Origin of the sequence: Sphingobium lactosutens DS20 (assembly GCF_000445105.1) — a bacterium.
In the GTDB taxonomy this organism is placed as follows: Bacteria; Pseudomonadota; Alphaproteobacteria; order Sphingomonadales; family Sphingomonadaceae; genus Sphingobium; species Sphingobium lactosutens.
Window position 1 is genome coordinate 46,374 of sequence record NZ_ATDP01000082.1, and the last position, 23,284, is coordinate 69,657.

Consider the following 23,284-nt stretch of genomic DNA (forward strand, 5'->3'; position numbering starts at 1 on the left):
CACGCATGAACTGGTACGCGATTTTCGCCATCTATTTTCTGATGTGGGTGATCTGCGCCTTCATCATGCTGCCCTTCGGGCTGCGGACGCCTGACGAAACGGGCGAGACGTTGACGCGGGGGCAGGCTGACAGTGCGCCCAGCAATTTCCGCCCTGGGGTGGTGGTCCTGAGGGCTACCATCCTGTCGGCGCTGCTATTTGCGCTCTATTATCTGAATTATACCCAGGGTTGGATCACGATCGACATGGTGCCGGGCTATCAGTCCGCGTCATAATCGGCGGCGTCAGTTGGCGCCTCCGTGCCCCGACAGGATGTGCCGCTGCTTCATCATGCGAGCAATATAGGCGGGGGTCTACTGCCGGAGGCGTTCGATCGCCTGCGCAAGGGCGACATACAGCTTGCCCATGTCGGAAGACAGGATCGCGACGCCGAGCGCATTGCCATCCCGCGCGGACAGGATGACCCGCAGCATGGCTTCAAAGTCGTGGATATAGCGGTTCACATGATCGCGAAATTCCGCGTCCTCGTCATAGTGAAGGGCAATCTCGCGCGATTCCCCGGCGTCGAGCAGCTTGACCGCCCGACGGGTGAACACGCCGCGGTCACCCTTCAGATAGGCCGACCATGCGGAGTCCGTAACATCATTGGACAGGATTTTGGCGACGTCGATCGCGGTGCTGTTGAGCGATTCGATCAGCAGCGCTGAACGGCGCGCGAAATGATCGCGGTCGCGTTGCTCTGTCGCCTGGCGTGCTTCCTCGATGCGGTGATCGATGCTGGCGCTGGTATCGGCGATGGTCAGAAGCTGGCGGGTCAGGCGCTCCGACGCCTGTTGCGCGGCCTGAACGGCCTGATCGGCAACCTGCGCGATCTGAGCGATCTGCGCGCTGACCTTTTCGTTGATGACGCTCTCAACGGCTTCCTCACTGGCGTCTGCCAATTGCCTCGCCGCGTCCGGAATGGCACGCCCAAGCGCCTGGCGCGCCCGTTCAGCCGCTTGCTCCGCCGTGTCCTTGACGCGCAGGAGCGCCGTGACGAGCAGCGGGCCGGCGCCTTCGGTAATTCGGGTGGCATCCTGATGCGCCGCGTCCAGCGCACTACGCAATCGCTTGACGAGGTCGCGATTGGCTTCCAATCCGCCCTGGGTGCTTTCCAGCCATTCGGTCAGCCGTGCGCCCTGACCCCGCAACAAGGCTTCGGCTTCTTCCGCGCGGCCGACAAGGGCCTGAGAAATCGCTTCCAGCCGCTCCATCTCGGGCGCTGCGCTGCCCAGCAGATTGCGGCTTTGCTCCATCCGGTTGTCGAACCGGTCGAGCGCAGCAGGATAGGTTTCGTCCAGTTCGCGAACGCTGGCATCAAGCGCGACCATCAGCGTTTCTGCATTGCCGATCAGCCTGTCCGCCGTCGTGCCACCAGCGCTCAGGGCCTCGTCAATGCGTCGCGCTTCCGCCGCCAGTCGCTCCAGCGCTTCCGTCAGCCTCTGGTTTCTGGCCATTGCCGACTGCTCCAGAGCCTCGAACCGCGTCTCGGCGACGCTGGCGCTGTCCTGAAGTTCTCCATGAAGGCTGGTGAGAAGCGAGCGCTGGCCTTGGACGATATCATTGATCTGATGCAATCGGCCTTCGACATCGCCGATCGCTTCGGTCAGGCCGCCGACGGTCTGGTCGCCGATCATGTCGAGATGCGCGCGGGAACGGGAAATAAGGTCGGTGAGCGCGTCTGACTGGAAGCTCAAACGGCCATCGGTGAGCGCCAGCGCTTCCTGCGCCTGATCCAGCGCCGCGCCCAAACGCCCACGCAAATCCTGCTCGATCTGGTCCATGTCGCGCGCCAATGTGGCAAGCGCATGTTCGCTGCTGGCGTCGATTCCCGTTTGCGCTGCCGCCACAAGGGCCGTCAGCGAATCGGCGCGCCGGGTCAGGCTATCGTCGATGGTCGACAGCGTCTGCCGCGCTTTCTGCGCCACGGCGTCCAATCGCTCGTCGATCGCGGTCTGGGTCGTCTCCAGGCCATGAACTAGGGCGGTCCGCACCTGCTCGCTGGAGCGCACAAGTCCGTCCTGCATATTCTCCATCAGCTGCGAAAGCGCCGCGCATTGATCTTCCAACTGCGCGCGGCTTTGCTCCATCGCCTGACGCGCGCCGGTGGCAGTGGCCTCGATCCGGTTTGCGGCGATGTCGGCCATCCCCGCCACTTCGTCACTGGAGGCGCGGGTCGCTTCCTGAAGCTGGCTGAGCTGGCTGGTGAGGCTTTTGGTTGCGGCCAGCATGCGCGCCCGCGCATCGTCGGACAATTCCGTCAGCGTGTGCAACCTGGCTTCGAGCGTATCGATCCGCTCGCCCAGCGCATGACCATTGTCCATGATTTGTGCCGCAATGCGCGCACTGCGCTCTTCCAGCGCCGGAATGGATTCGATCAGCGCGTCCATCCGATGGATGAGCGCTGCGCCAGCCTGTTCAGCCGCCTCGGCGCGTTCCGCGGTTACCTGAGCGCGGCTTGCGATCAATTCGGCGGATGCTTCCATGTTGCTGCTGGCCGCAGCGCCGTAGCTGTCGAGCAATTCGGCCTGATCCTGCATCGTCCGGCGCGCGGATTCCAGCTGGGTCACGATATGCCCAAGGCGCAATTCGAGCAGGTCGGCTTCCGCGCGCATCGCCCGCGATGTGTCGCGATAGCGCCTTGCTTCCGTCCTGCTGTTTCGCATGAACAGCATGTAGAGAACGCCTAGCAGGATAAGCGGCGCAGCCAAAGTGGCGATGGCCTGGCTCCAGCCGGCCGGGCCAGCGCGCGCCACATCCGACGTCACAATGCCCCAACCGGCAAAAGCAACCCAGCCAATGGCCAGGACACCCAGGGCGACAGGCGCCGGCCCCATCCATTTGGCGTCGCTATCATCCGCCGTCGGGGCCTCATCAATGTCCATGACCGCCTGCTTGAGAAGCAGGATGTCATCGGATTGCGGCTGTGATTCCGTCGCGATCGGTTCATCGCGCCAAAAGTCGACGATTGTGCTGCCCCCTGTCATTTCACCACCTTAACAGCTTTTGCGCGCAGGCAAATGCCCCGTTACCAAAACTTAACGCAAGCCAGATAGCGTTGGTCGCCATGTCCTATGATCCTGGCGCTCTCGATGCGGCACTGGCCGCCGCCGTTGGCGACGATACGGCGCTCGTCGCCGATCTGCGCGTCGCGTTCCTGGAAAGCGCCGCCCGTCAGATTGACCTTTTGGGGCGTGCGCGCTGTGATGCCAATTGGCATCTGGCCGCATGGCGGCTGAAAGGTCTGGCGGCAAGCTTCGGACTGACATCCCTGATGGCACTGGCGGACGAAGCAGCGCAATCCGCCCCCGGCGATCCGAAAATCCTGCGGCGATTGCAGGCGACGCTGGATATGCTGGCGCGCGATTGACACTGGACTTGCGTCCGCTGCTTGCCCTTGCGAAAAGATGGCCAGTCAAGAACGGGTCCTCGTCATCATATCATGAGTTTCGCCGCCATTTTGAGCGCCAGCCGCGCTTCGGCTGATTCGTCGGGGGGGCTGCGCGCCTGTCTGCATTTTGCGGGGCAGACGCTGGTGGAATATCAGGCGCGACAGGCGGTACGCGCCGGCGCAGACCGTATTTTCGTGATGGTAAGCGTCATCACCCCCGCCTTGTCGCAGGCCGTGGACAGGTTGAGCGCTGACGGGATCGCCGTCGCGCTGGTGCGGGACATGGTGTCGATGGTGCGCGATGCACCTCGCGACACCGATATACTGTTGATCGCGGACGGGACGATCGTCGCCCAGGCGCATGTCGATCATCTGGGCTCGGCGGCCGGGGATACGTTGCTGGTCGCGGACGATTCCCGCGCCAGTGCTCCGCTTGAACGGATCGATGCCGGTCAACGCTGGGCCGGGCTCGCCCGGATCAGTCCCGGTCTGTTGTTCGGAACGCTCGACATGATCGGCGACTGGGACCTTGCGCTGACCCTGGTGCGCAGCGCGGTCCAGAAGGGCGCGAGACGCATCACGGTGCCGGAGGCCGACCTGCTGGAAGGCAGGGCAGCGATGGTCGAGAGCCAGCAGCAAGCGGACCTCGTCGCGCAGGCCGTTACCTCCGTGGAGACGGCACGTGCCTATGATCGCGGCGGCGTCGAACATTATGTCTTCGCCCCGGTGGCGCGATCCCTCGGCGCGACTTTGATGCGCCTGCAGGTGCCGGCCTTTCAGGTACGTATTGGCGCGATGGCGCTGGCTGCCATCGCTTTGGTGCCCATCGAATTGACCTGGATATTGCCGGGTTTCTGCCTGATGCTGCTGGCAATCCTCCTTTCCGATTCCGCCGACCATCTGGATGAACTGGCATTGCGCCCGCCGCCGAAGGGCTGGACCGCTTTTGCCACGCCCGCCCTGGCCCTCATCGGTATCACCCTGGCTGGCGCCAGCGCGATCACGTTCGACCTGGCCTTGCTCGTGATGGTGCTGGTTGTCGCGCTGCGCTGGCGACGACTGGGTGGAGCAATGCCATGGATGGTGCTGACGCCCGCCACGCTGCTGAGCCTGTTGATCATCGGCGGCGCGCTTGGCTTCATGCAGGAGGCTTATCGCTTCAGCATGCTCGCTGCCATCGCGTCTGCGGGTGCGCTCATCCTGCGCCGGCGCGCCTGAATTTTCTCCTGCACGGTTTAGTGCATTTTAACGACGTGCATTTATGGTTCGGGTCATGAGCGGCCCCTCAACCATTTTGCGCGCCAGCCTGTCGGCGGACGGGCGGCTGCTCAGCGCGGACGCCCCCATATTGGGGCTGCAAAGGGAGGCGGGCGGCGACATTGGCACCGCGTTGGCCGTGCCGCAACTCGCGGCCATCGCGCGTCTGGTCCAGCGGATGGATGGGGCGGTGTCCCGTCCCGTCATCGCGGCGGCCGAGCGTGGTCTGATCGATATGTGGGTGAGGGCGCGCCCTGACGCGGGCGGCGTAGCGATGGCGATCATCGACTGGCACGAACGCCCAGTTGAAGGGGAGTCGACGGAAACGATCCGGCGCGAGGCTGATCTTGCCGCCCTCGCCGAAGGGTGGACGTGGCAGATCGATACCGAATTGCGGTTCGAAATGACGGCGGCCGGACACGGGCCTCAGGGCGTCTTGCCCGCATCGCCACCCTTGGCGGGGTCGCGCTTTGCCGGCTTCTTTGACCTGCGTGCGGAAGAGGATGGCGACCTGCCGATGCTGCGCGGTGTCGCGCAACGCCGCGCCTTTCGGCATCAGGTCGCAGCGCAGGCGAGTGATCCTGCGCGGCTGTTCCAACTGTCCGGCTATCCCTTGTTCGATCTGGCAGGCCAGTTGATCGGATATCGCGGATCAGCTTTCCCCCTGGATCACATGGTGCTGGCGCCCTTGGTCCGGGAGCCTGACGTCACGCTGTATCCCGCAGAATTTGGCAAGCGGCTCGACCGGTCCTTGCGGCAGCCATTGGGGCGCATCATCGCCAATGCCGACACGATCAGCGCGCAGATGGAAGGACCATTGCGGGCCGATTATGCTGGTTATGCCAATGACATTGCGTCGGCCGGCCGTCATCTTATGGCATTGATTGACGATCTGGTCGATCTTCAGGCGATTGATCGCCCGGATTTTTCGGTCATCGTGGAAGACGTGGATCTGGCCGATCTTGGTCGTCGCGCGGCCGGTCTGCTTCGCGTCAAGGCGCTGGATCGCCAGGTATTGATCGTTCCGCCGCCCGAAGATGCAAGTGCGATGGCGACCGGCGAATTTCGACGTGTTCTGCAAATTCTGGTCAACCTGATCAGCAATGCGGTCCGCTACTCGCCCGAAGGCAGCATGGTGCGGGTGGTCACCGAACAGGCGCGTGGCCAAGCCCGGATCATGGTGATCGATCAAGGCAATGGTGTGGCCATGGCGGACCGGGAACGGATTTTCGAAAAATTCGAACGGCTGGGGCGCGATGACGCCGGTGGCAGTGGCCTTGGCCTCTATATTTCCCGTCGTCTGGCCCGGGCGATGGGCGGTGATATCGAAATTGGCGGCGCGGTCGGCGAGGGCGCGCGGTTCATCCTTAGCTTGCCGGCGACGAATTAGCGTCGCTCCCCTGGGGTGCAAAACAAAAACGGCGCCCGATCCGGGCGCCGCCTTCGTTGCCTGATGTCCCGATCAGCGCTTGTCGACGGGCACATAATCGCGCTGCGTCGGCCCGGTGTAGAGCTGGCGCGGACGACCGATCTTCTGCGCGGGATCGGAGATCATCTCGTTCCACTGCGCAACCCAACCCACGGTGCGGGCGAGGGCGAACAGCACGGTGAACATTTCGGTCGGGAAGCCGATGGCCGACAGGATGACGCCCGAATAGAAGTCCACATTCGGGTAGAGCTTCTTTTCGATGAAATAGGGATCGTTGAGCGCAATCTGCTCCAGTTCCTTGGCAACGTCGAAAATCGGATCGTCGACGCCCAGCTTTTCCAGCACGTCCTTCGCCGTCTTCTGCATGACGGTCGCGCGCGGATCGTAATTTTTGTAGACCCGGTGGCCAAAGCCCATCAGGCGGAACGGATCGTCCTTGTTCTTGGCGCGGGCGATATATTCCGGAATCCGGTCCACCGTGCCGATTTCACGCAGCATGTTGAGCGCGGCCTCATTGGCGCCGCCATGCGCGGGGCCCCACAGGCAGGCGATACCAGCGGCAATGCACGCAAAGGGATTGGCACCCGACGAGCCGGCAAGGCGCACGGTCGACGTGGAGGCATTCTGTTCATGATCGGCATGAAGAATGAAAATCTTGTCCATCGCATCGACGATGACGGGATCGACTTCATATTCTTCCGCCGGGACCGAGAAGGTCATCCGCAGGAAATTGGCGGTGTAGCTGAGGTCATTGCGCGGATAAACGAAGGGCTGACCCACCGAATATTTATACGCCATCGCCGCGATCGTCGGCATCTTGGCAATCAGCCTATGGCTGGCGATGCGGCGCTGTTCCGGATCGTTGATGTCGGTCGAATCGTGATAGAAGGCCGACAGGGCCCCCACCACGCCGCACATGATCGCCATGGGATGGGCGTCCCGGCGGAAGCCGCGGTAGAAGGTCGTCAGCTGTTCGTGGATCATCGTGTGACGCGTGATCGTGCGCGTGAATTCGTCCAGTTCCTTGGCCGAGGGCAATTCGCCGTTCAGCAGCAGGTAGCTCACCTCCATGAAACTGGACTGTTCGGCGAGCTGGCCAATGGGGTAGCCGCGATGCAGCAGCACGCCTTCATCGCCGTCGATATAGGTCAGCCCCGAGTCACAGCTGGCGGTGGACGTGAAACCCGGATCATAGGTGAACATGCCGGTGTTGGCGTAAAGCTTGCGAACGTCGATGACCTGGGGCCCCATGGTGCCATCCATGATGGCATAATCCTGGGCATCGCTCCCGATTGTCAAACTGGCCTTGTTATCCGACATGTTTTTCTCCTTGAGTGCCATCAACCGGCCGCAGCGTGCCCTGCTGCGGTCAGCCGTTCCAAGCTTTCCTCTCTTCCCAAAAGGAAGAGGACGTCAAAAATGCCCGGCGAGACCGTGCGGCCGGTCAGGGCGGCGCGCAGCGGTTGCGCCACCTTGCCAAGCCCCAGGCCAGCATCCTCTGCCACGCGGCGTATCACGTCTTCGATCGCTTCGACTGTCCAGGACGGAGCAGTCCGCAGAGCGTCGGCTGTCTTTGTCAGCAGCGCGCGCGCGGGCTCATCTAGCAGAGCGGAGGCCTTCTCGTCAAAGTCGAGCGGACAAGATTTGAACAGGAACTCCGCGCCCTCCGCAATGTCATCGAGCGTTTTGGCACGCGGCTTGAGCGGGGTCATCGCCAGGCGCAGAATATCGGTCTGCGCAGGGGTGAGTTGCGTATTGAGACGCGACTCGACGCGGGGCGCGACGAGGGCAGCGAGGCGCGCATCGTCGGCCTCGCGCAGATAATGACCGTTGAGATTTTCCAGTTTCTTGATGTCGAACCGTGAAGGAGAACGGCCGACGCCGTCGATGTCGAACAGTTCAATCGCGCGATCGATCGAGATGATCTCCTCGTCGCCATGCCCCCAGCCAAGCCGCAGAAGATAATTCAGCACCGCTTCAGGCAGCATTCCCATATCGTCGCGATAGGCATCGACGCCAAGCGCGCCATGGCGCTTGGACAGTTTCGCCCCGTCCGATCCGTGGATCAGCGGGATGTGCGCATAGACGGGTTCGTCCCAGCCATCCTCGATCCTGGCCATGGCCTTGATGATCGTCAGCTGGCGGAACGCGTTGTTGAGGTGATCGTCGCCACGGATGACGTGCGTGACGCCCATGTCGCGATCATCGACGACGACGGCCAGCATATAGGTGGGGGTGCCGTCAGACCGCAGCAGGATCATGTCGTCAAGCTCGGCATTCTGAACGACCACGCGACCCTGAACAGCGTCCTGGATGACAGTTTCGCCCTCTCGCGGCGCCTTGATGCGGATTACATAAGGTGCGCGTTCGGGGGCTTCAGCTGGATCGCGGTCGCGCCAGCGGCCGTCATAGCGCATGGGCTGCTTTGCGGCGCGCTGCTGTTCGCGCAGCTCGGCCAGTTCTTCGGGCGTCGCGAAACATTTATAGGCATGCCCGGCCGCAAGCAGTTGCGCGGCGACTTCGGCATGGCGTGGCGTGCGTTCAAACTGGAAAACCGCCGGTTCATCGCCGCCAAGGCCCAACCACTCCAGTCCGTCGAAAATGGCCGCGACTGCATCGTCAGTGGAACGGGTCCGATCCGTATCCTCGATCCGCAGGAGAAACTTGCCGCCATGGTGGCGCGCGAACAGCCAGTTGAACAGCGCGGTCCGTGCGCCGCCAATATGCAGATAGCCAGTGGGGGACGGGGCGAAACGGGTCACCACCTGCTTGTTCTTTCCCGTTGCGCTCGCCGTCATATTCTTTGACATTCGCCTTATCTGATCGATGAATCCGACGCCCCCTAGCATGGCTTTTGAGCCACGACAAACCTCCTATCGCGGGCGGATCGTGACGCATGCGGCGCAGCTTTTCCCAAAGCTGGAAACCTGGCTGGAGACAGAGCGTGAGCAGGTCGCGCTGTGGGCGCCGGTCGGGCTTGGCGCGGGCATCGTTGCCTGGTTTCTGCTGCTCAATCCCGCGCAGTGGCTAGCCTTTTGCTGTTTTGCGCTGGGCGTCGCCGCGCTCGGGGGATTGTCGCCGACATCTGGCCGTCTGCGCCATATCCTGATCGCCGGCGCCGTGCTGGCGACCATCGGGTGCCTGTTGATATGGGGGAAGGCCGCGCTGCCGGGGCAACCTCCTTTGGCGCGCGCGACATTCGTGGACATGACCGCCAGGGTGCAGTCGGTGCGCTCCGTGCCCGCGCAGGATATGGTCCGCGCCATGCTCCGGCCAATCGATGCGCCTGCGCTGCCGACCCTGGTGCGGGTCAATATTCCGGTCGAAGATGTGCCCGATGGGTTGGGCAAAGGCGCTGTCATCCGGTTTCGCACGCGGCTGATGCCCCCGGCGCCGCCAGCCGTGCCGGGTGCCTATGACTTTGCAGCGCGCGCCTATTTTCAGGGCATAGGGGCGACGGGAAAGGCATTGAAGCCGATTACCGTTCTGGAGCCGACACGCGAAGCGCCCCCGCTGCGCGCGCGATTGTTCGCGCATATATTGGAGCAGGTGGAAGGACCGGCGGAAGGCATTGCCGCCGCGCTGGCCACCGGCGACCAGGGCGCGATCAGCGAAGCCGACGCCGAGGCGATGCGGCGCAGCGGCCTAGCGCATCTGTTGTCGATCAGCGGCCTGCATGTGACGGCCCTGATTAGTGCGACGATTTTTCTGTTGATGCGCGTCATGGCGCTCAGCCGCAGGGCTGCGCTCGACTGGCCTCTGATGCTGATCGCCGCCGGGGGCGGGGCGCTGGTCGGCATCGGCTATACCTGGCTGACCGGGGCAGAGGTGCCGACCGTGCGATCCTGCATCGCGGCGCTTCTCGTGCTGGGCGGGCTGGCGCTGGGGCGCGACGCTATCACCTTGCGGCTGGTCGCCACGGGAGCGCTGATAGTCCTGTTGCTCTGGCCGGAATCTCTGGTCGGGCCGAGTTTCCAGATGAGCTTCGCGGCCGTGACCGCGATCGTCGCCTTGGCGGAACATCGGCGCTTTCGGGCCTTTGCCGCGGCACGGGAAGAGCATTGGCCGCGCAAATGTGCGCGCGCCCTCGCAGTGACGCTGGCGACCGGGCTGGTCGTCGAACTGGCCTTGATGCCGATAGCGCTGTTCCACTTTCACAAGGCCGGCCTGCTGGGGGCCTTTGCGAACCTGATCGCCATTCCGCTCACCACTTTTGTCGTCATGCCTCTAGAGGTGTTGGCGCTGCTGTTCGATCTGGTCGGTCTTGGCGCGCCCTTATGGTGGATGACACGGCATGCGCTCGATCTGCTTTTGGCGCTAGCCCATGGCGTGGCTGCAAGTCCGCTGGCAACGCTACTGGCGCCGGCCATGCGACCGGGCTTGTTTGCCATGGTGATCGCTGGCCTGCTCTGGTGCCTCCTCTGGCGCACCCGGTGGCGCTGGCTTGGCCTGCCGCCGGTTGTCGTCGGCGTGACGCTGGTTCTTACAGCGCCTTCGCCCGACCTGCTGGTGACGGGCGATGGGCGGCATGTGGCGATCCGTTCGGGGGGCGGCATGGCGATATTGCGCGATCGGGCCGGGGACTATGTAAGAGATACGCTGTCGGAGAGCGCCGGATATGAAGGGGACCTCAGCGCCATCGCGGATCTGCCGACGGCCCGCTGCTCAACCGATCTCTGCGCATTGAACGCGACCGACGCAGCCGGGCGGACATGGCGTTTGCTGATGACGCGCAGCGATATGCTGATCGACCGGCCGGTCTTCGAACAAGCCTGTGCGCAGGCGGACATCGTCATCAGCGATCGTCGCCTGCCGCGCTGGTGCCGACCCCGCTGGTTACGCATTGATCGCTGGCTGCTGGCGCGGACGGGCGGCCTGTCGATCAGCCTGGCACAAGGCAAAGTTCACACCGTTCATCGCCCGGGCGACGACCATCCCTGGATTGCGACGCCGCAGCCCCGAAAACGACGCCTTTCCCGTCAGTTATAGCGACGCAACAGTCCTGCGAGCTTGCCCTGGATACGCACCTGGCGGGGATCATAGACTTGCGGTTCATAGGCCGGGTTTGCAGGGTCGAGCCGGACCCGGCCACCATCGCGCCGGAAATATTTGAGCGTGGCTTCATTGTCGTCGATCAATGCGACAACAATCTGTCCCTCACGGGCGACATCGGTGCGCTGGATCAGCGCAAAATCGCCGTCCAGTATCCCGGCGTCGACCATGGAATCGCCCGACACCTCCAGTGCATAATGATCGCCCGAACCCAGCAGAGCCGCTGGCACGGACAACATGGTCTGCCCCTCCATCGCCTCAATGGGAACGCCGGCCGCGATTCGGCCATGCAAGGGAATTTCCAGCACGTCATTGGCGGCAATCGGGATGGGGGCCGCAGCCTTTGGCGGCAGGGCGATGGGTGCGGCCGGCGCGCGGTGCATCGCATCGGGCAACTTCAAAACCTCAAGCGCGCGGGCCCGATTGGGCAGGCGGCGAATGAAGCCGCGCTCCTCCAGCGCGTTGATCAGCCGATGGATGCCGGACTTGGATCGCAGGTCGAGCGCGTCCTTCATTTCCTCGAAAGAAGGCGAAACGCCGCCTTCCTCCAGCCGGTTATGAATGAAGCTCAGCAATTCCTGCTGCTTGGGCGTCAACATCGCTGCGATCCTTCTGTGGAACGAATAAGGAACGCATAGGAAACACAAGGAGATTAGTCAAGCGCCGCGGACTGTGCCAGGCGGCGATGAGCGTGGTTTCCTCAAAGCGGCAGGATGGTGACGCGATCACCCGGTCGTGCGGGCGGGGCGTGCGCCGGGCGCGCGATCAGGCAATCCGCCTTTGCCATGGCGGCGGTGGCGGCGCTATCCTGTGACGTGACCGACACGATTCCCTCGGCCGATCGCCACGCGCGCAGATAGTCGTCGCGATCGCCAGTGGCGGGTAGCGGGGAGGCGAGCGCCGCGTCAATCAGAAAAGGCAGGGGATGCGCGGCACCGGACAAATGGCGCACGAGCGGCAGCAGGAACAGGATGCCCGTGACGAAGGCCGAAACAGGATTGCCGGGCAGGCCGAGGAATTGCGCCTGCCCCAGCGTTCCGGCCATCAATGGTTTGCCGGGGCGCATGCGGATCTTCCAGAAGTCAAGCCTGCCGCCCGCCGCCGCGAAGGCGGGGCGAACCAGATCATGATCACCCACCGACGCGCCACCCGTCGACACGATGATGTCCGCCTGTGCGGCTCGGTGGAAAGCTGCGGTCATGGCGTCAAGATCGTCCGCGACGATGCCAAGATCCATCAGCTCGCACGGCACATCGGCCAGCAAGGCGGCCAGCATCGGGGCGTTGGACGAGGGCAGCATGCCGGGCGGGGTATCCGCGCCGGGCGGGACCAGTTCGTTGCCGGTCGAAAGCAGGGCCACGCGCGGACGTCGGCGCACCGGGACGCGGCCATGGCCGCCAAGTACTGCAAGGGCGACCTGCGCCGCACCCAAGCGCGAACCCCGTTCCAGCAATATGGCCCCGCGCGCGAAATCGGATGCCCGCGCGCGGATGTGGCGGCCGGCGGGCAAGGGATCGGCGCTGGCCGTCAGCATGCCAGCATCCCGCGTCGCATTTTCCTGAATGAGGATGGCGTCGGCGCCCGGCGGAACAGGCGCGCCGGTGAAAATGCGCAGCGCTTCGCCCGCCGCGAGCGGTGAAGGCGTGGCAGCGCCGGCGGCGCTTTCGCCCGTCACGCGCCAAGGCCCAGGATATTCGCCCGCGCGAACCGCATAGCCATCCATTGCCGAGAGGTCGGCCCAGGGCTGGTCACGCAGCGCGACCAGGTCCTCTGCCAGCCAGCGACCCACCGCCTCGCCAACAGGCAGCGTCTGTGTCGGCAAGGGCTCTGCAAGTCCAAATAGGCGCGCCTGCGCCTCCGCGACCGGCAGGAGACTCATTCCGGCCGCCGCCAGTCGCCCGACTTGCCGCCTGTCTTTGCGATCAACCGGACATCGCGAATGACCATGGTCTTGTCCAGCGCCTTGGCCATGTCATAGATGGTGAGGAGGGCGACCGACGCGGCCGTCAGCGCCTCCATCTCCACGCCGGTCTGGCCCGCTGTTCGCGCGGTTGCTTCGACCGCGACGCCATGATCGTCGAGGGCGAAGTCCACCGTCACCGCGCTAAGCGCGATTGGATGGCAGAGCGGGATGAGGTCTGCGGTGCGTTTGGCCGCCATGATGCCGGCGACGCGCGCAACCGCCAGCACATCGCCCTTTTTCACCAGGCCCTCGGCTATCGCGCGGGCGGCTTCACTGCTCATGTCGATCCGGCCTGCGGCAACGGCTTCGCGGGCGGTGACGGCCTTGGCCGACACATCGACCATGCGGGCCGAGCCTTCGGCGTCGAGATGGGTGAGGCCGCTCATGCGCCGGTCAGCAATGTGCGCGTGGCGGCTTCGACGTCGGCCTGCCGCATCAGCGTTTCGCCGACCAGGAAACAGCGGACGCCATGAGCGGACATGGCGATAAGATCGTCATGACTGCCAAGCCCGCTTTCGGCAACGAAGGTGCAGCCTGCCGGCGCCTTGCCCACCAGTTCATAGGTGCGCGCGAAATCAACGCTGAAATCGCGCAGGTCGCGATTGTTGACGCCGATGAGGCGCGAGCGCAGCGCAAGGGCGCGGTCCAGTTCGCCTTCGTCATGCACCTCGATCAGCGCGTCCATGCCAAGGCCAAGCGCGGCATCCTCTATTTCGCGCATCTGGCCATCATCCAATGCGGCGACGATGATGAGGATCGCGTCTGCACCCAACGCCCGGCTTTCCAGCACCTGCCAGGGATCGACCATGAAATCCTTGCGCAGCACAGGCAGGGGGCAAGCGGCGCGGGCGGCGACCAGATAGTCATCCGACCCATGAAAATAGGGTTCGTCGGTCAGGACCGAGAGGCAGGCGGCGCCGCCCGCGGCATAAGCAGCGGCATGCGCCGGCGGATCGAAATCGGCGCGGATCAGCCCCTTGGACGGGCTGGCCTTCTTGACCTCTGCGATCAGGCCGAAGCCAGACGCGGATGCCGCGTCCAGCGCGCGACGAAACCCGCGCGGCGGTGTCTGTTCGGCAGCGCGCGCTTGCAGGCTTGCGATGCTGGTTGTCGCCTTTCGCCGCGCAACCTCCTCGCGCTTGACGTCGCAGATTTCGATCAGCTTGTTGGTCATGTATAGGCAATCCAGCAATTCAAGAGCGCATTGGCAAGGCCGCGATCGAGCGTTTCGGCCGCTTCCTCCAGCCCTTCGCGCAGGTCGGCGGCGGCATCCGCCACCACCAGCGCGACGGCGGCGTTGAGCAGCACGGCATCGCGATAGGCCCCCGGCTCGCCCTGAAGCAAGGCGCGCAGAGCCGCCGCATTATAGGCCGCATCACCGCCCCGGATTGCCGAGACGGGGCGGTTGGGCAGGCCGAGGTCAGCCGCATTCAAACGGTGCGCGGCGACCAGCGCATGATCCTTGACTTCCGCCATGGCATTGCCGCCCGCCAGCGACAATTCGTCCAGCCCTTCGTCGCCCGATACGACCATCGCCCGGTCGACGCCCAGTTCCGCCAGCGCCTGCGCATAGACGGGCACGTAATCTGGCCGGGCGATGCCGACCAACTGGCGACGGACATTGGCCGGGTTGGCAAGCGGCCCCATCAAATTGAAGATGGTGCGCTCGCCAATGGCGCGGCGGATGGGGCCGAGCCGTTTGAGCGCAGGATGATAATTTTGCGCGAAAAGGAAGCCGATGCCCAGGTCCGCCAGCGTCGCTTCGGCGGTGGTGGCGGCGCGATCAAGGTCGAGGCCCAGCGCTTCGAGCGTATCGGCCGCACCCGCCTTTGACGAAGCCGCGCGATTGCCATGTTTGGCGACGGGCACGCCGGCGGCTGCCACGACCAGGCTGACGGCGGTCGAGACGTTCAGCGTATGGTGGCCATCGCCGCCGGTTCCGCACACGTCGATGGCGCCAGACGGCGCGCTGACGGCGATCATGCGCGCCCGCATGGCGCGGGCGGCAGCGGCGATTTCGGTCGCCGTTTCACCGCGCCGCGCCATCGTCACCAGAAACGCCTTGATATCCTCGTCAGGCAGGTCGGCATCGAACAGCAGGTCGAAGGCGACCGTTGCGGCTTCGCCGGACAGGGGCGTGGAAGGATCGGGCAGACGGGTCATGACGGCTCGCCTTAATCAGCGCGGGCACGGAGAGTCGAGGGGCAAGGCGGGCGGGCGATCTTTTTTGCGGTGCCCGTCGCTTCGATCAGGCGGCTTCGCGTCGGCGTACGGGCAGGCCCGCCAGCGTCAGGAAATTAGCCAGCATTGCATGGCCATGTTCGGTGGCGATGCTTTCGGGATGAAATTGCACCGAATGGATCGGCAGGCTGGCGTGGCGGAAGCCCATGACCGACCCATCCTCGCTCGTCGCGTTGACGACCAGGCTGTCGGGAATGTCCTCCACGATCAGCGAGTGATAGCGCGTGGCAGTGAAGGGGGAGGGCAGGTCCTGAAACAGGCCGGTGCCGTCATGGCTGACCGGCGAGGTCTTGCCGTGCATCAGCCCGCCGCGCACGACCTTGCCCCCGAAATGCTGGCCGATGGCCTGATGGCCCAGGCACACGCCCAGCAACGGCGCGCCCGCGTCCGCGCAGGCCGCGACCAGATCCAGGCTGACACCGGCCTCATTGGGGGTGCAGGGACCGGGCGACAGGAGAAACGCCTTGGCGCCGCTCGAGAGCGCCTGGCCGGCCGAAATAGCGTCGTTGCGGACGACCTCCACCTTGGCGCCCAGCTCCATGAGATAATGGACCAGGTTCCAGGTGAAGCTGTCATAATTGTCGATGACGAGGATCATGGGCAGCTTCTAGCGGCTAAGGGCCGTGGTGGAAAGATGCCGGAAGCGAACACCGCATCGCGCGGCGCTTGAAGAATCATTTGCTTGCGCCCATATGCTCATGTGCCGGGTTCGCCCGGCTATGGTGATAAAGTGTGTCGTATAATAGACGCAGCGGACCCGGGGGCAGTACCCGGCGGCTCCACCACCTCTCTCGCACAGCGGGGAAGATGACGGGGCCGAACTAGGATCGACGTGTGTTGAAAGGCGATATTTTCACCCGGCCCGTGTAAGCCGTTAAACTGTGCAAAACTCACAAGTGCCAACGATAACGAAGCACTCGCCATTGCAGCGTAATTGAGGGCCTCACGGCCTGACATTACTCTAAAATAGCGCGGTTGAACCCACCGGGCAACAGAAGGGAATTCAGCGGCACCCGGAGGCGCCGGGCAACAGAAGCCTCCGGACTTTCCCCGAACGTCGACGTATCGAGAGCGCAGGCTTTCTGGCCAAGTGCGGCATTGTCCGCGCCGCGGAAAAGCGATTCGTGGTGCCTCAGATTTGCACTGCTATTTCGATTACGCTTTTATGACATTATGGCGTAAAACATCTAACGCATTGACTTTATGTGAAAGAAAGTTCTTGTCGCGTCCTCGTCGGCAGCTTGCGTGCTTGTCATCTAAATGAAATACTCCTGGCTATATTGGAAAGTTTTTTTCGGGAGATGAAAGATGTTCAAAGCCGCTATGATGATCGGGATTTCGCTAGCGGTGGCCGCTCCTGCCATGGCGCAATCTGCTCCCGACAGCCTTGTCGTCCTTGGCGTACAGGATGGCAATCTGGCCGCGAATGCAATTGCATCGGGCCAGTTTGACGCCGCGATCGAGCGGCTGGAGCCGATGCAGCCCTTCAGCGCCAATGATCCGGCGCGCCTTATCAACCTGGGCAATGCCTATGCCGGTGCCGGCCGCATGAAGCAGGCGAGGGAGGCCTATCGGTCCGCGCGCTTTGCGCCAGAGATGATGCTGGTGCTGGCCAATGGCGAGGAAGAATCGTCGCGCGTGATCGCCCGCCGTGCGATGAGCCGCCTCAACCCCAGTTTTGCCGCGCGCTGACCGCTTCATTGCGTTCATGAGGGGGAGGGTGTCATCCTGGGGGATGGCGCCCTTTTATCATGCCCCCACAGCCATTGTCATTTGCCTGACATGAGTGTCACGCAACCGTCATTTTAAAGACGCCAGACCGTCACAGAAGCGGAATGAGCCTGTCACCTGCGCCCCTTAGTGGCCCGTCGGGAGGGCGACAGGGGGCGTTGTCCGATTCGTAAATTCCCCTGCGCTCCGCGGTTCCACAACGCCGGCAAAGCCGGAGCGGAGATGACATGGCCAAGATTAACCGTATTCACACGATCCTGATGGCGAGCTGCGCCTGCGTAGGTCTGAGCGCTTGCGGCGCGGACGACATCGCTTCGCCGGGTGAGGGCACCATCGTCATCCCCACGCCGACCCCGACGCCCACGCCGACGCCTACTCCGACGCCGACCCCCACTCCGACGGCTGTGACGCCGGCGGACAGCTGCCCTACGATCGCTGGCTCCAACCAGCTGAGCGACCTTGGCACCATCACCGACGGCACCAATACCTGGCGCAATTGCGGCTTCCCGTCGCGCTTTACCGCGACGACGGCGATCGCCAAGGTGGCGGGCGTCATCTACTCGCTGCCCGGCCGCGTCGATGTTGGCACCGATCAGGGCGCTGCCACGACCAACACCGACGTCACGCTGAACATCGATCCGGGCGTTGTCGTGTTCGCCAGCACGGGTAACGCCTATCTGGCGGTCAATCGCGGCAACAAGATCAATGCCGTGGGCAGCGCCAGCGCGCCGATCATCTTCACCAGCCGCGAAAACGTCACCGGCGCTTCAACCGACCAGTCGTCGGGCCAGTGGGGTGGCATCGTACTGCTGGGTCGCGGCAAGATCACCGATTGCCAAGCACCCGCCGCCGCGCCCGGCACGACGGCGTGTGAACGCGACACCGAAGGCACCAGCAACGCCTTGTATGGCGGCGCGAACGATGCCGACAGCTCGGGCCGCCTGTCCTATGTGCAGATCCGCTATTCGGGCTTCGTTCTGGCCGATGGCAAGGAGTTGCAGGGGCTGACCCCCTCGGGCGTGGGCACCGGCACCGTCATCGACCATGTTCAGGTCCACAACAGCTCGGACGACGGCATCGAAGCCTTTGGCGGTTCGGCCAACATGAAATATCTGGTGCTGACCGGTAACGAAGACGACAACCTGGACACCGACGTCGGTTTCCGCGGCACCGCGCAGTTCCTGATTTCGGTCCAGCGCGCAAACAACAATATCGGCGACACCTTCCTGGAAACCGACTCGAACGGTTCGACCAGCAACAGCAACGCCAGCGAAGATGCGCTGCCCCGCCAGTATCTGAAGGTCGCCAACTTCACGCATATCCAGCGGTCGAACACCGGCGATGACGGCGCGTCGATGCTGCTGCGTGGCGGCGCGGACCTGGCGCTGGTCAACGGCATCATCGTCAGCCCCGAGCAGAGCTGCCTGCGCATCAACAGCACCGCGACCGTTCGCGACGCCGACACGACGCTGCAGGACGCCGGCAAGCCGCGCTATATTTCGGTGGTCATGCAGTGCAACAGCACGCCCTATAAGGGCACCGGTGGTGTCGACGTCGCTGTCGTGAAGTCGATCTTCGAAGCCGGCCCGAACAGCAGCATCAACTACACGCCGTCGTTGACCAGCCTGTTCATCAACGGCGCGACCGAAACCGCCCTGACCGCGACCGATCCCAAGACGATCGACAGCGCCTTCACCACCACCAACTATGTCGGTGCAGTCAAGGACAGCAGTGACACCTGGTATGCCGGCTGGACCTGCAATTCCGTGACCGCCAGCTTCGGCAGCGGCAGCGGCAACTGCACGGCCATCCCGACCGCCTGATCGGCACCTGACCTCAATAGGGGCGGGGGAGCGTGAACCGACGCTTCCCCGCCTTTCTTGCACTGCATATTCCCAAAGGGGGACCCCTAGCATGTCGAAGCCGCTGACCTTGGCGCGCCTGCTCCTGATTTCCACCGCGCTGGTCGCTCCCGTGGCGATGGCGCAGACCGACACCAGTTCCTCGTCCGCCGGTGACGCGGGCCTGTCGACGACGCCCAGCACCGCCGACGAAGCAGCCGCCCAGTCGGGCGATGTCGACGTTTCCATTCCCGGATCCGACATTGTCGTCACGGGCCGCCGGACGAGCAACATCTCGCAGGCCGCGCCGCAGGTGGTGAATGTCCTTTCGGCTGCCGACATCAAGCGCACGGGCGAAGGCGACATTGCCGGATCGCTCCAGCGCGTCACCGGCCTGTCGGTCGTGTCGGGCGGTTATGTCTATGTCCGCGGCCTTGGCGATCGCTATTCGCTGGCGCTGCTCAACGGATCGCCGCTGCCCAGCCCTGAACCGCTCAAGCGCGTCGTCCCCCTCGACATCTTCCCGACCAGCGTGATCGCATCGACCCTGGTGCAGAAAAGCTTTTCGGCCAATTTCCCGGGTGAATTTGGCGGCGGTGTCATCAACCTGACGACCAAGGCGATTCCCACTGAATCCTATCTGGAAATCGGCGTGGGCAGCTCGGCCAATACCGAAACCTCGGGACAGCTTGGCTATACCTATTATGGCAGCAAGTCCGACTGGACCGGCTTTGACGATAGTTCGCGCGACGTGCCGCCGCTGCTCAAGGACGCCTTTGGCGCGGGCGTGCCGTTCGCCAATATCGATCGTGCCGACCAGCAGGCGATCGCGATGCAGTTTTTGAACAGCAAGACGTCGGTGCTTCAGCGCACCAACAGCCTGCCGTTCAACTTCTCCGGGTCGATCAATGGCGGCACGGCGTTCGACGTCGGCAGCGACGCGCGCGTCGGCATCATCGCGACGGCCGGCTACAGCAACAAATGGCGCACGCGCGACAATTTGCAGCAGGCGTCGCTGACGGTCGAGGAAGGCGCTGGCAAAAGTTATAATCAGGTCGTCACCGACAATCAGATCACCGTCAACGGCCTGCTGGGCGTCGGGGTCGAGTGGGGCGAGCAGAAGCTGCGCTGGACAAACCTCTATATCCGCGACACGCTGAAGCGCGCTTCGCTGGCGATCGGCCAGAATGACGGGCTTATCCAAGGTGCGGACTATCTGACGCAGCAGACCGCCTGGTATGAGCGGCAGCTGATCGACACGCAGTTCGTGGGCGAGTTCAAGTTTGACGATGCGCTGAGCCTCGACGTGCGGGGTGGCTATGCCAATTCGCAGCGCGAAGCCCCGTATGAACGGGAGTTCGTCTATGTCCGGTCGAACCGCGATCTCGATATCGACCCGGTTGGTGACCGCTTCATCAATGCGCTCAACCGTCAGCGCGGCGATGCCTCCGTCACGTTCAGTGATCTGAACGAAGATCTGTGGTCGGGCGGCGCGGACCTGAGCTACAAGATCGCGCCAAGCTTCACCGTGACGGCAGGCTATGCCTATACGGATACGAAGCGCACCTCGTCACGCTATGAGCTGCATTTCGATGCGGTGAACCTGCCGGTGCCGGTGCAGCAGTTGCGGCCCGACTATTTGTTGTCGGATGCGACCATCCAGCTTTACGATCTTGGTCTGCTCGACTTTTCCGGTCCTTACCCGGTCTATGACGCGGCGCTGCGCGTTCATGCCGGGTACGGGCAGGTGAAGGCAGAGCTGTTCCCGGGCCTCAGCATCGACGCTGGCGTGCGTTACGAAAATGGTCGTCAGTCAGTGACAGGCGTCGATGTCTATTCGACCGGCGAAACCCCGTTCAATCAGGTGAAGAACGACTATTGGCTGCCGGCCGTTACGCTGACTTATGATGCGGGAGGCGGTTTGCAGTTCCGCGCATCGGGGTCCAAGACGATCGCCCGTCCGCAGTTCCGCGAACTGATCGCACAGCCCTTCATCGACACCGAGTCCAACCGCTTCTATCGCGGCAACCCGTTCCTTCAGGATAGCGAGCTGTGGAATGCCGATATTCGCGCGGAATGGTATATGGGCCGCGACGAGCGGCTGACGGCCTCGGCCTTCTACAAGAAGATCGACAATCCGATCGAAACCTTCACGACCATCACCGATACCTATGCGGTGACGACCAGCTTTGCCAATGCGCCCGAAGCGACGCTGTACGGCTTTGAAGTGGAAGCGCAGAAATATATTCCGCTCGATGGGATGGACTCCAATTTCTTCCAGACCCGCCGCGTGGTGCTGATCGGCAACTATACCTATACCCAGTCGGAACTGAAGGTGAGCGATGGCGACACGACTATCCCCTACACCTACACCACGGGCGATCTGCCGGCCGCGTCGGACTATTTCGTCGATGGCGCCCCGCTGACGGGGCAGTCGGACCATCTGGTCAATGTCCAGATCGGCCTGGAGGACACGGACAAGCTATCGCAGCAGACGCTGTTGCTGACCTATGCCAGCCCCCGCGTCACCAGCCGTGGTCCGAACCTGCAACCCGACATCAAGGAAAAGCCCGGCCTGACGCTCGATTTCGTCGCGCGTCAGGGTGTGACCCTTCCGGGCGGCATCAACAGCGAGTTCAAGTTTGAGGCCCGCAACATTACCGGTCGGAAATATCAGGAATTCCAGGAAGCTGGCGGCACCAAGATATTCTACAACCGCTACAAGATCGGCACGACGATCGCTGCGTCGCTGACGGTAGCCTTCTAAACCTGATCCAAGAAACCCTGATCGTCCCCTAAAGTCGCGGCCGGCTCGTCCTTCGACGGGCCGGCCGTTGCGATTCTGGAACGAGGGAGGGCATCCGTGCGTCCTGCTGTGCATCCGCCCCTTGCGGCGCATGACGGAGGATGCATGGGACGCGAAATCGAACTCAAGCTGGATCTGACGGAGGATGCCGCCAGCCGCCTGTGCCGGTGGGACGGCTTGCCAGAGCGCGAGGATGTGACGCGCCTGCGCGCCACCTATTTCGACACGCCCGATGCCCGGCTGGCCAGCAAGGGCCTCAGCCTGCGCATCCGCCAGTCCGGGCGGCGTAGGGTTCAGACTATCAAGGGCGATGGCTCCTCTGCGGCCGGGCTTTTCGCGCGTCAGGAATGGGAACGGCCCGTCCGCTCACAATCGCCCGTGCTGGATGGGGATACCCCGGTGCAAGACGCGCTGGGTGACGCGATCAGCCAGATTGAGCCTTTGTTTGAAACCGATGTCGAGCGCACGCGCTGGCTGATCCAAGAAGGGGACGTGCGGGTGGAGATGGTGATCGACCGGGGGGTGGTGCGGGCAGGCGCACGTGAAGCGCCGCTGTGCGAGGTGGAACTGGAACTGGTCGATGGCGCACCGGCCGCACTCTTTGCGATCGCGCGCCGCATTGATGGCGAAGTGCCGGTGCGCCCGGGGGTGCTGAGCAAGGCCGAGCGCGGCTATGCGCTGCGCGGCCCGGTGGCGGAAGCCGTCAAGGCCGAGCCGGTGTCGGTGAACGCCAGCATGACGATCCGCGAGGCCTTTCTGACGATCGCGGGCGCGTGCCTGCGTCATTATCGCCGGAACGAAGCGCTGTTGCTGATCGAATATCGTGAGCGCGCCCTGCATCAGGCGCGGGTGGCCGTGCGCCGGATGCGCAGTGCGCTCACCCTGTTCAAACCAGTACTGCTGGAAGCCGATGTGGCGCGCTTTCAACGGGAGTTGCGGTGGCTGGCCGGGATGCTGGGCGAGGCACGCGATCTGGACGTATTGCACGGGCGGTTGGTGCCGGGCGCGCAGGCCGAAATTGCCGAGGTTCGTGCCGATAGTCAGGCGCGGGTGCGCGCATGGCTCGACTCGGCGCGGGTGCGCGGCCTGCTGCTCGATATCGCGGAATGGCTGGCGCTGGGGGCAGGATGCAGCGGCGCTGCGGATGCGCAGGTTTGGGACTTTGCGGGCAGTCGCCTGAAAAAGCTGCACAAGCGCGTCGCCAGGGGCGGCGATGGCCTGAAGAAACTGCCACCGGACAAGCGCCACAAGGTGCGAAAGGATGCCAAAAAACTGCGCTATGGCGCTGAATTCTTTGCCGGCGTCTATGCGGACAAGGGGGCGCGCAAGGTCCATGGCACCTACGTCAAGGCCTTGGCCAAATTGCAGGATCGGCTGGGCGATCTCAACGATCTGGCGACTGCGCCCGCCCTGTTCGCGCGCTACCATCTGGCTGACGATACCGGCTTGGACATTAGATCGGAGGAGACATTGCTGCGCAAGGCCGGGAAAGCGCATGATCGCTTCGCATCGGCTTCGCGTTTCTGGCGATAGC

At 63.6% G+C, this 23,284-nt stretch carries 18 protein-coding genes and 1 other RNA gene; 10 read left to right on the forward strand and 9 right to left on the reverse strand.

Annotation, left to right across the window (positions count from 1 at the left end; genetic code table 11):
- Positions 1 to 5: 5 nt before the first annotated feature.
- On the forward strand, positions 6 to 275 hold the full coding sequence (locus tag RLDS_RS38525; protein ID WP_021225758.1) for a DUF1467 family protein: 270 nt from the start codon (positions 6 to 8) through the stop codon (positions 273 to 275).
- Between the two features lie 78 nt (positions 276 to 353).
- Here the strand turns inward: RLDS_RS38525 and RLDS_RS38530 are convergent, their stop codons facing one another.
- On the reverse strand, positions 354 to 3,026 hold the full coding sequence (locus RLDS_RS38530) for a coiled-coil domain-containing protein (RefSeq protein WP_021225759.1): 2,673 nt from the start codon (positions 3,024 to 3,026) through the stop codon (positions 354 to 356).
- Between the two features lie 80 nt (positions 3,027 to 3,106).
- Here RLDS_RS38530 and RLDS_RS38535 point away from each other — a divergent pair, with 80 nt between their 5' ends.
- From RLDS_RS38535 to RLDS_RS38545, 3 genes are all read left to right on the forward strand, one after another.
- Positions 3,107 to 3,409 (forward strand): Hpt domain-containing protein, encoded by a 303-nt coding sequence (locus RLDS_RS38535; protein WP_021225760.1) that lies wholly within the window; start codon positions 3,107 to 3,109, stop codon positions 3,407 to 3,409.
- Between the two features lie 72 nt (positions 3,410 to 3,481).
- Positions 3,482 to 4,648, forward strand: a complete 1,167-nt coding sequence (locus RLDS_RS38540; RefSeq protein ID WP_021225761.1) for a hypothetical protein — start codon at positions 3,482 to 3,484, stop codon at positions 4,646 to 4,648.
- 55 nt (positions 4,649 to 4,703) lie between these two features.
- Entirely contained in the window at positions 4,704 to 6,077 is a 1,374-nt protein-coding gene (locus tag RLDS_RS38545) for a sensor histidine kinase (protein ID WP_021225762.1), read from the forward strand.
- Between the two features lie 72 nt (positions 6,078 to 6,149).
- Here the strand turns inward: RLDS_RS38545 and RLDS_RS38550 are convergent, their stop codons facing one another.
- Both RLDS_RS38550 and gltX read right to left on the reverse strand, forming a co-directional pair.
- Complete coding sequence (locus tag RLDS_RS38550) at positions 6,150 to 7,436, reverse strand: citrate synthase (RefSeq protein WP_021225763.1); 1,287 nt, start codon at positions 7,434 to 7,436, stop codon at positions 6,150 to 6,152.
- A gap of 20 nt (positions 7,437 to 7,456) precedes the next feature.
- Positions 7,457 to 8,914: a glutamate--tRNA ligase gene (gene gltX, locus RLDS_RS38555; RefSeq protein WP_031297965.1), complete on the reverse strand. Its 1,458-nt coding sequence runs from the start codon at positions 8,912 to 8,914 to the stop codon at positions 7,457 to 7,459.
- A gap of 49 nt (positions 8,915 to 8,963) precedes the next feature.
- Between gltX and RLDS_RS38560 the strand changes: the two genes are divergently transcribed.
- On the forward strand, positions 8,964 to 11,105 hold the full coding sequence (locus tag RLDS_RS38560; RefSeq protein WP_021225765.1) for a ComEC/Rec2 family competence protein: 2,142 nt from the start codon (positions 8,964 to 8,966) through the stop codon (positions 11,103 to 11,105).
- Here the strand turns inward: RLDS_RS38560 and lexA are convergent.
- The 6 genes from lexA to RLDS_RS38590 all read right to left on the reverse strand — a co-directional run bounded on the left by lexA (position 11,096) and on the right by RLDS_RS38590 (position 15,970).
- A complete protein-coding gene (lexA, locus tag RLDS_RS38565; protein ID WP_021225766.1) occupies positions 11,096 to 11,767 on the reverse strand; it encodes a transcriptional repressor LexA in 672 nt (223 codons plus the stop codon). The genes RLDS_RS38560 and lexA overlap by 10 nt on opposite strands.
- A gap of 101 nt (positions 11,768 to 11,868) precedes the next feature.
- Positions 11,869 to 13,047: a molybdopterin molybdotransferase MoeA gene (locus RLDS_RS38570; RefSeq protein WP_021225767.1), complete on the reverse strand. Its 1,179-nt coding sequence runs from the start codon at positions 13,045 to 13,047 to the stop codon at positions 11,869 to 11,871.
- A complete protein-coding gene (gene moaC, locus RLDS_RS38575) occupies positions 13,044 to 13,517 on the reverse strand; it encodes a cyclic pyranopterin monophosphate synthase MoaC (protein ID WP_021225768.1) in 474 nt (157 codons plus the stop codon). Before moaC ends, RLDS_RS38570 begins: the two co-directional genes overlap by 4 nt.
- Positions 13,514 to 14,305 (reverse strand): indole-3-glycerol phosphate synthase TrpC, encoded by a 792-nt coding sequence (gene trpC, locus RLDS_RS38580; RefSeq protein ID WP_021225769.1) that lies wholly within the window; start codon positions 14,303 to 14,305, stop codon positions 13,514 to 13,516. Before trpC ends, moaC begins: the two co-directional genes overlap by 4 nt.
- Complete coding sequence (trpD, locus tag RLDS_RS38585) at positions 14,302 to 15,294, reverse strand: anthranilate phosphoribosyltransferase (protein WP_021225770.1); 993 nt, start codon at positions 15,292 to 15,294, stop codon at positions 14,302 to 14,304. Before trpD ends, trpC begins: the two co-directional genes overlap by 4 nt.
- A gap of 85 nt (positions 15,295 to 15,379) precedes the next feature.
- Entirely contained in the window at positions 15,380 to 15,970 is a 591-nt protein-coding gene (locus RLDS_RS38590) for an anthranilate synthase component II (protein WP_021225771.1), read from the reverse strand.
- Positions 15,971 to 16,034: 64 nt separating this feature from the next.
- On the opposite strand from RLDS_RS38590, the gene ssrA reads away from it, so the two are divergent.
- The 5 genes from ssrA to RLDS_RS38610 all read left to right on the forward strand — a co-directional run bounded on the left by ssrA (position 16,035) and on the right by RLDS_RS38610 (position 23,283).
- Positions 16,035 to 16,378: a transfer-messenger RNA gene (gene ssrA, locus RLDS_RS55240) on the forward strand.
- A 302-nt stretch (positions 16,379 to 16,680) separates the two neighbouring features.
- Complete coding sequence (locus RLDS_RS38595) at positions 16,681 to 17,064, forward strand: tetratricopeptide repeat protein (RefSeq protein ID WP_031297966.1); 384 nt, start codon at positions 16,681 to 16,683, stop codon at positions 17,062 to 17,064.
- Positions 17,065 to 17,330: 266 nt separating this feature from the next.
- A complete protein-coding gene (locus RLDS_RS38600; protein ID WP_021225773.1) occupies positions 17,331 to 18,926 on the forward strand; it encodes a hypothetical protein in 1,596 nt (531 codons plus the stop codon).
- 91 nt (positions 18,927 to 19,017) lie between these two features.
- Entirely contained in the window at positions 19,018 to 21,711 is a 2,694-nt protein-coding gene (locus tag RLDS_RS38605; protein ID WP_021225774.1) for a TonB-dependent receptor domain-containing protein, read from the forward strand.
- A 144-nt stretch (positions 21,712 to 21,855) separates the two neighbouring features.
- On the forward strand, positions 21,856 to 23,283 hold the full coding sequence (locus RLDS_RS38610) for a CYTH and CHAD domain-containing protein (protein ID WP_021225775.1): 1,428 nt from the start codon (positions 21,856 to 21,858) through the stop codon (positions 23,281 to 23,283).
- The last annotated feature ends 1 nt before the right edge of the window (position 23,284 follow it).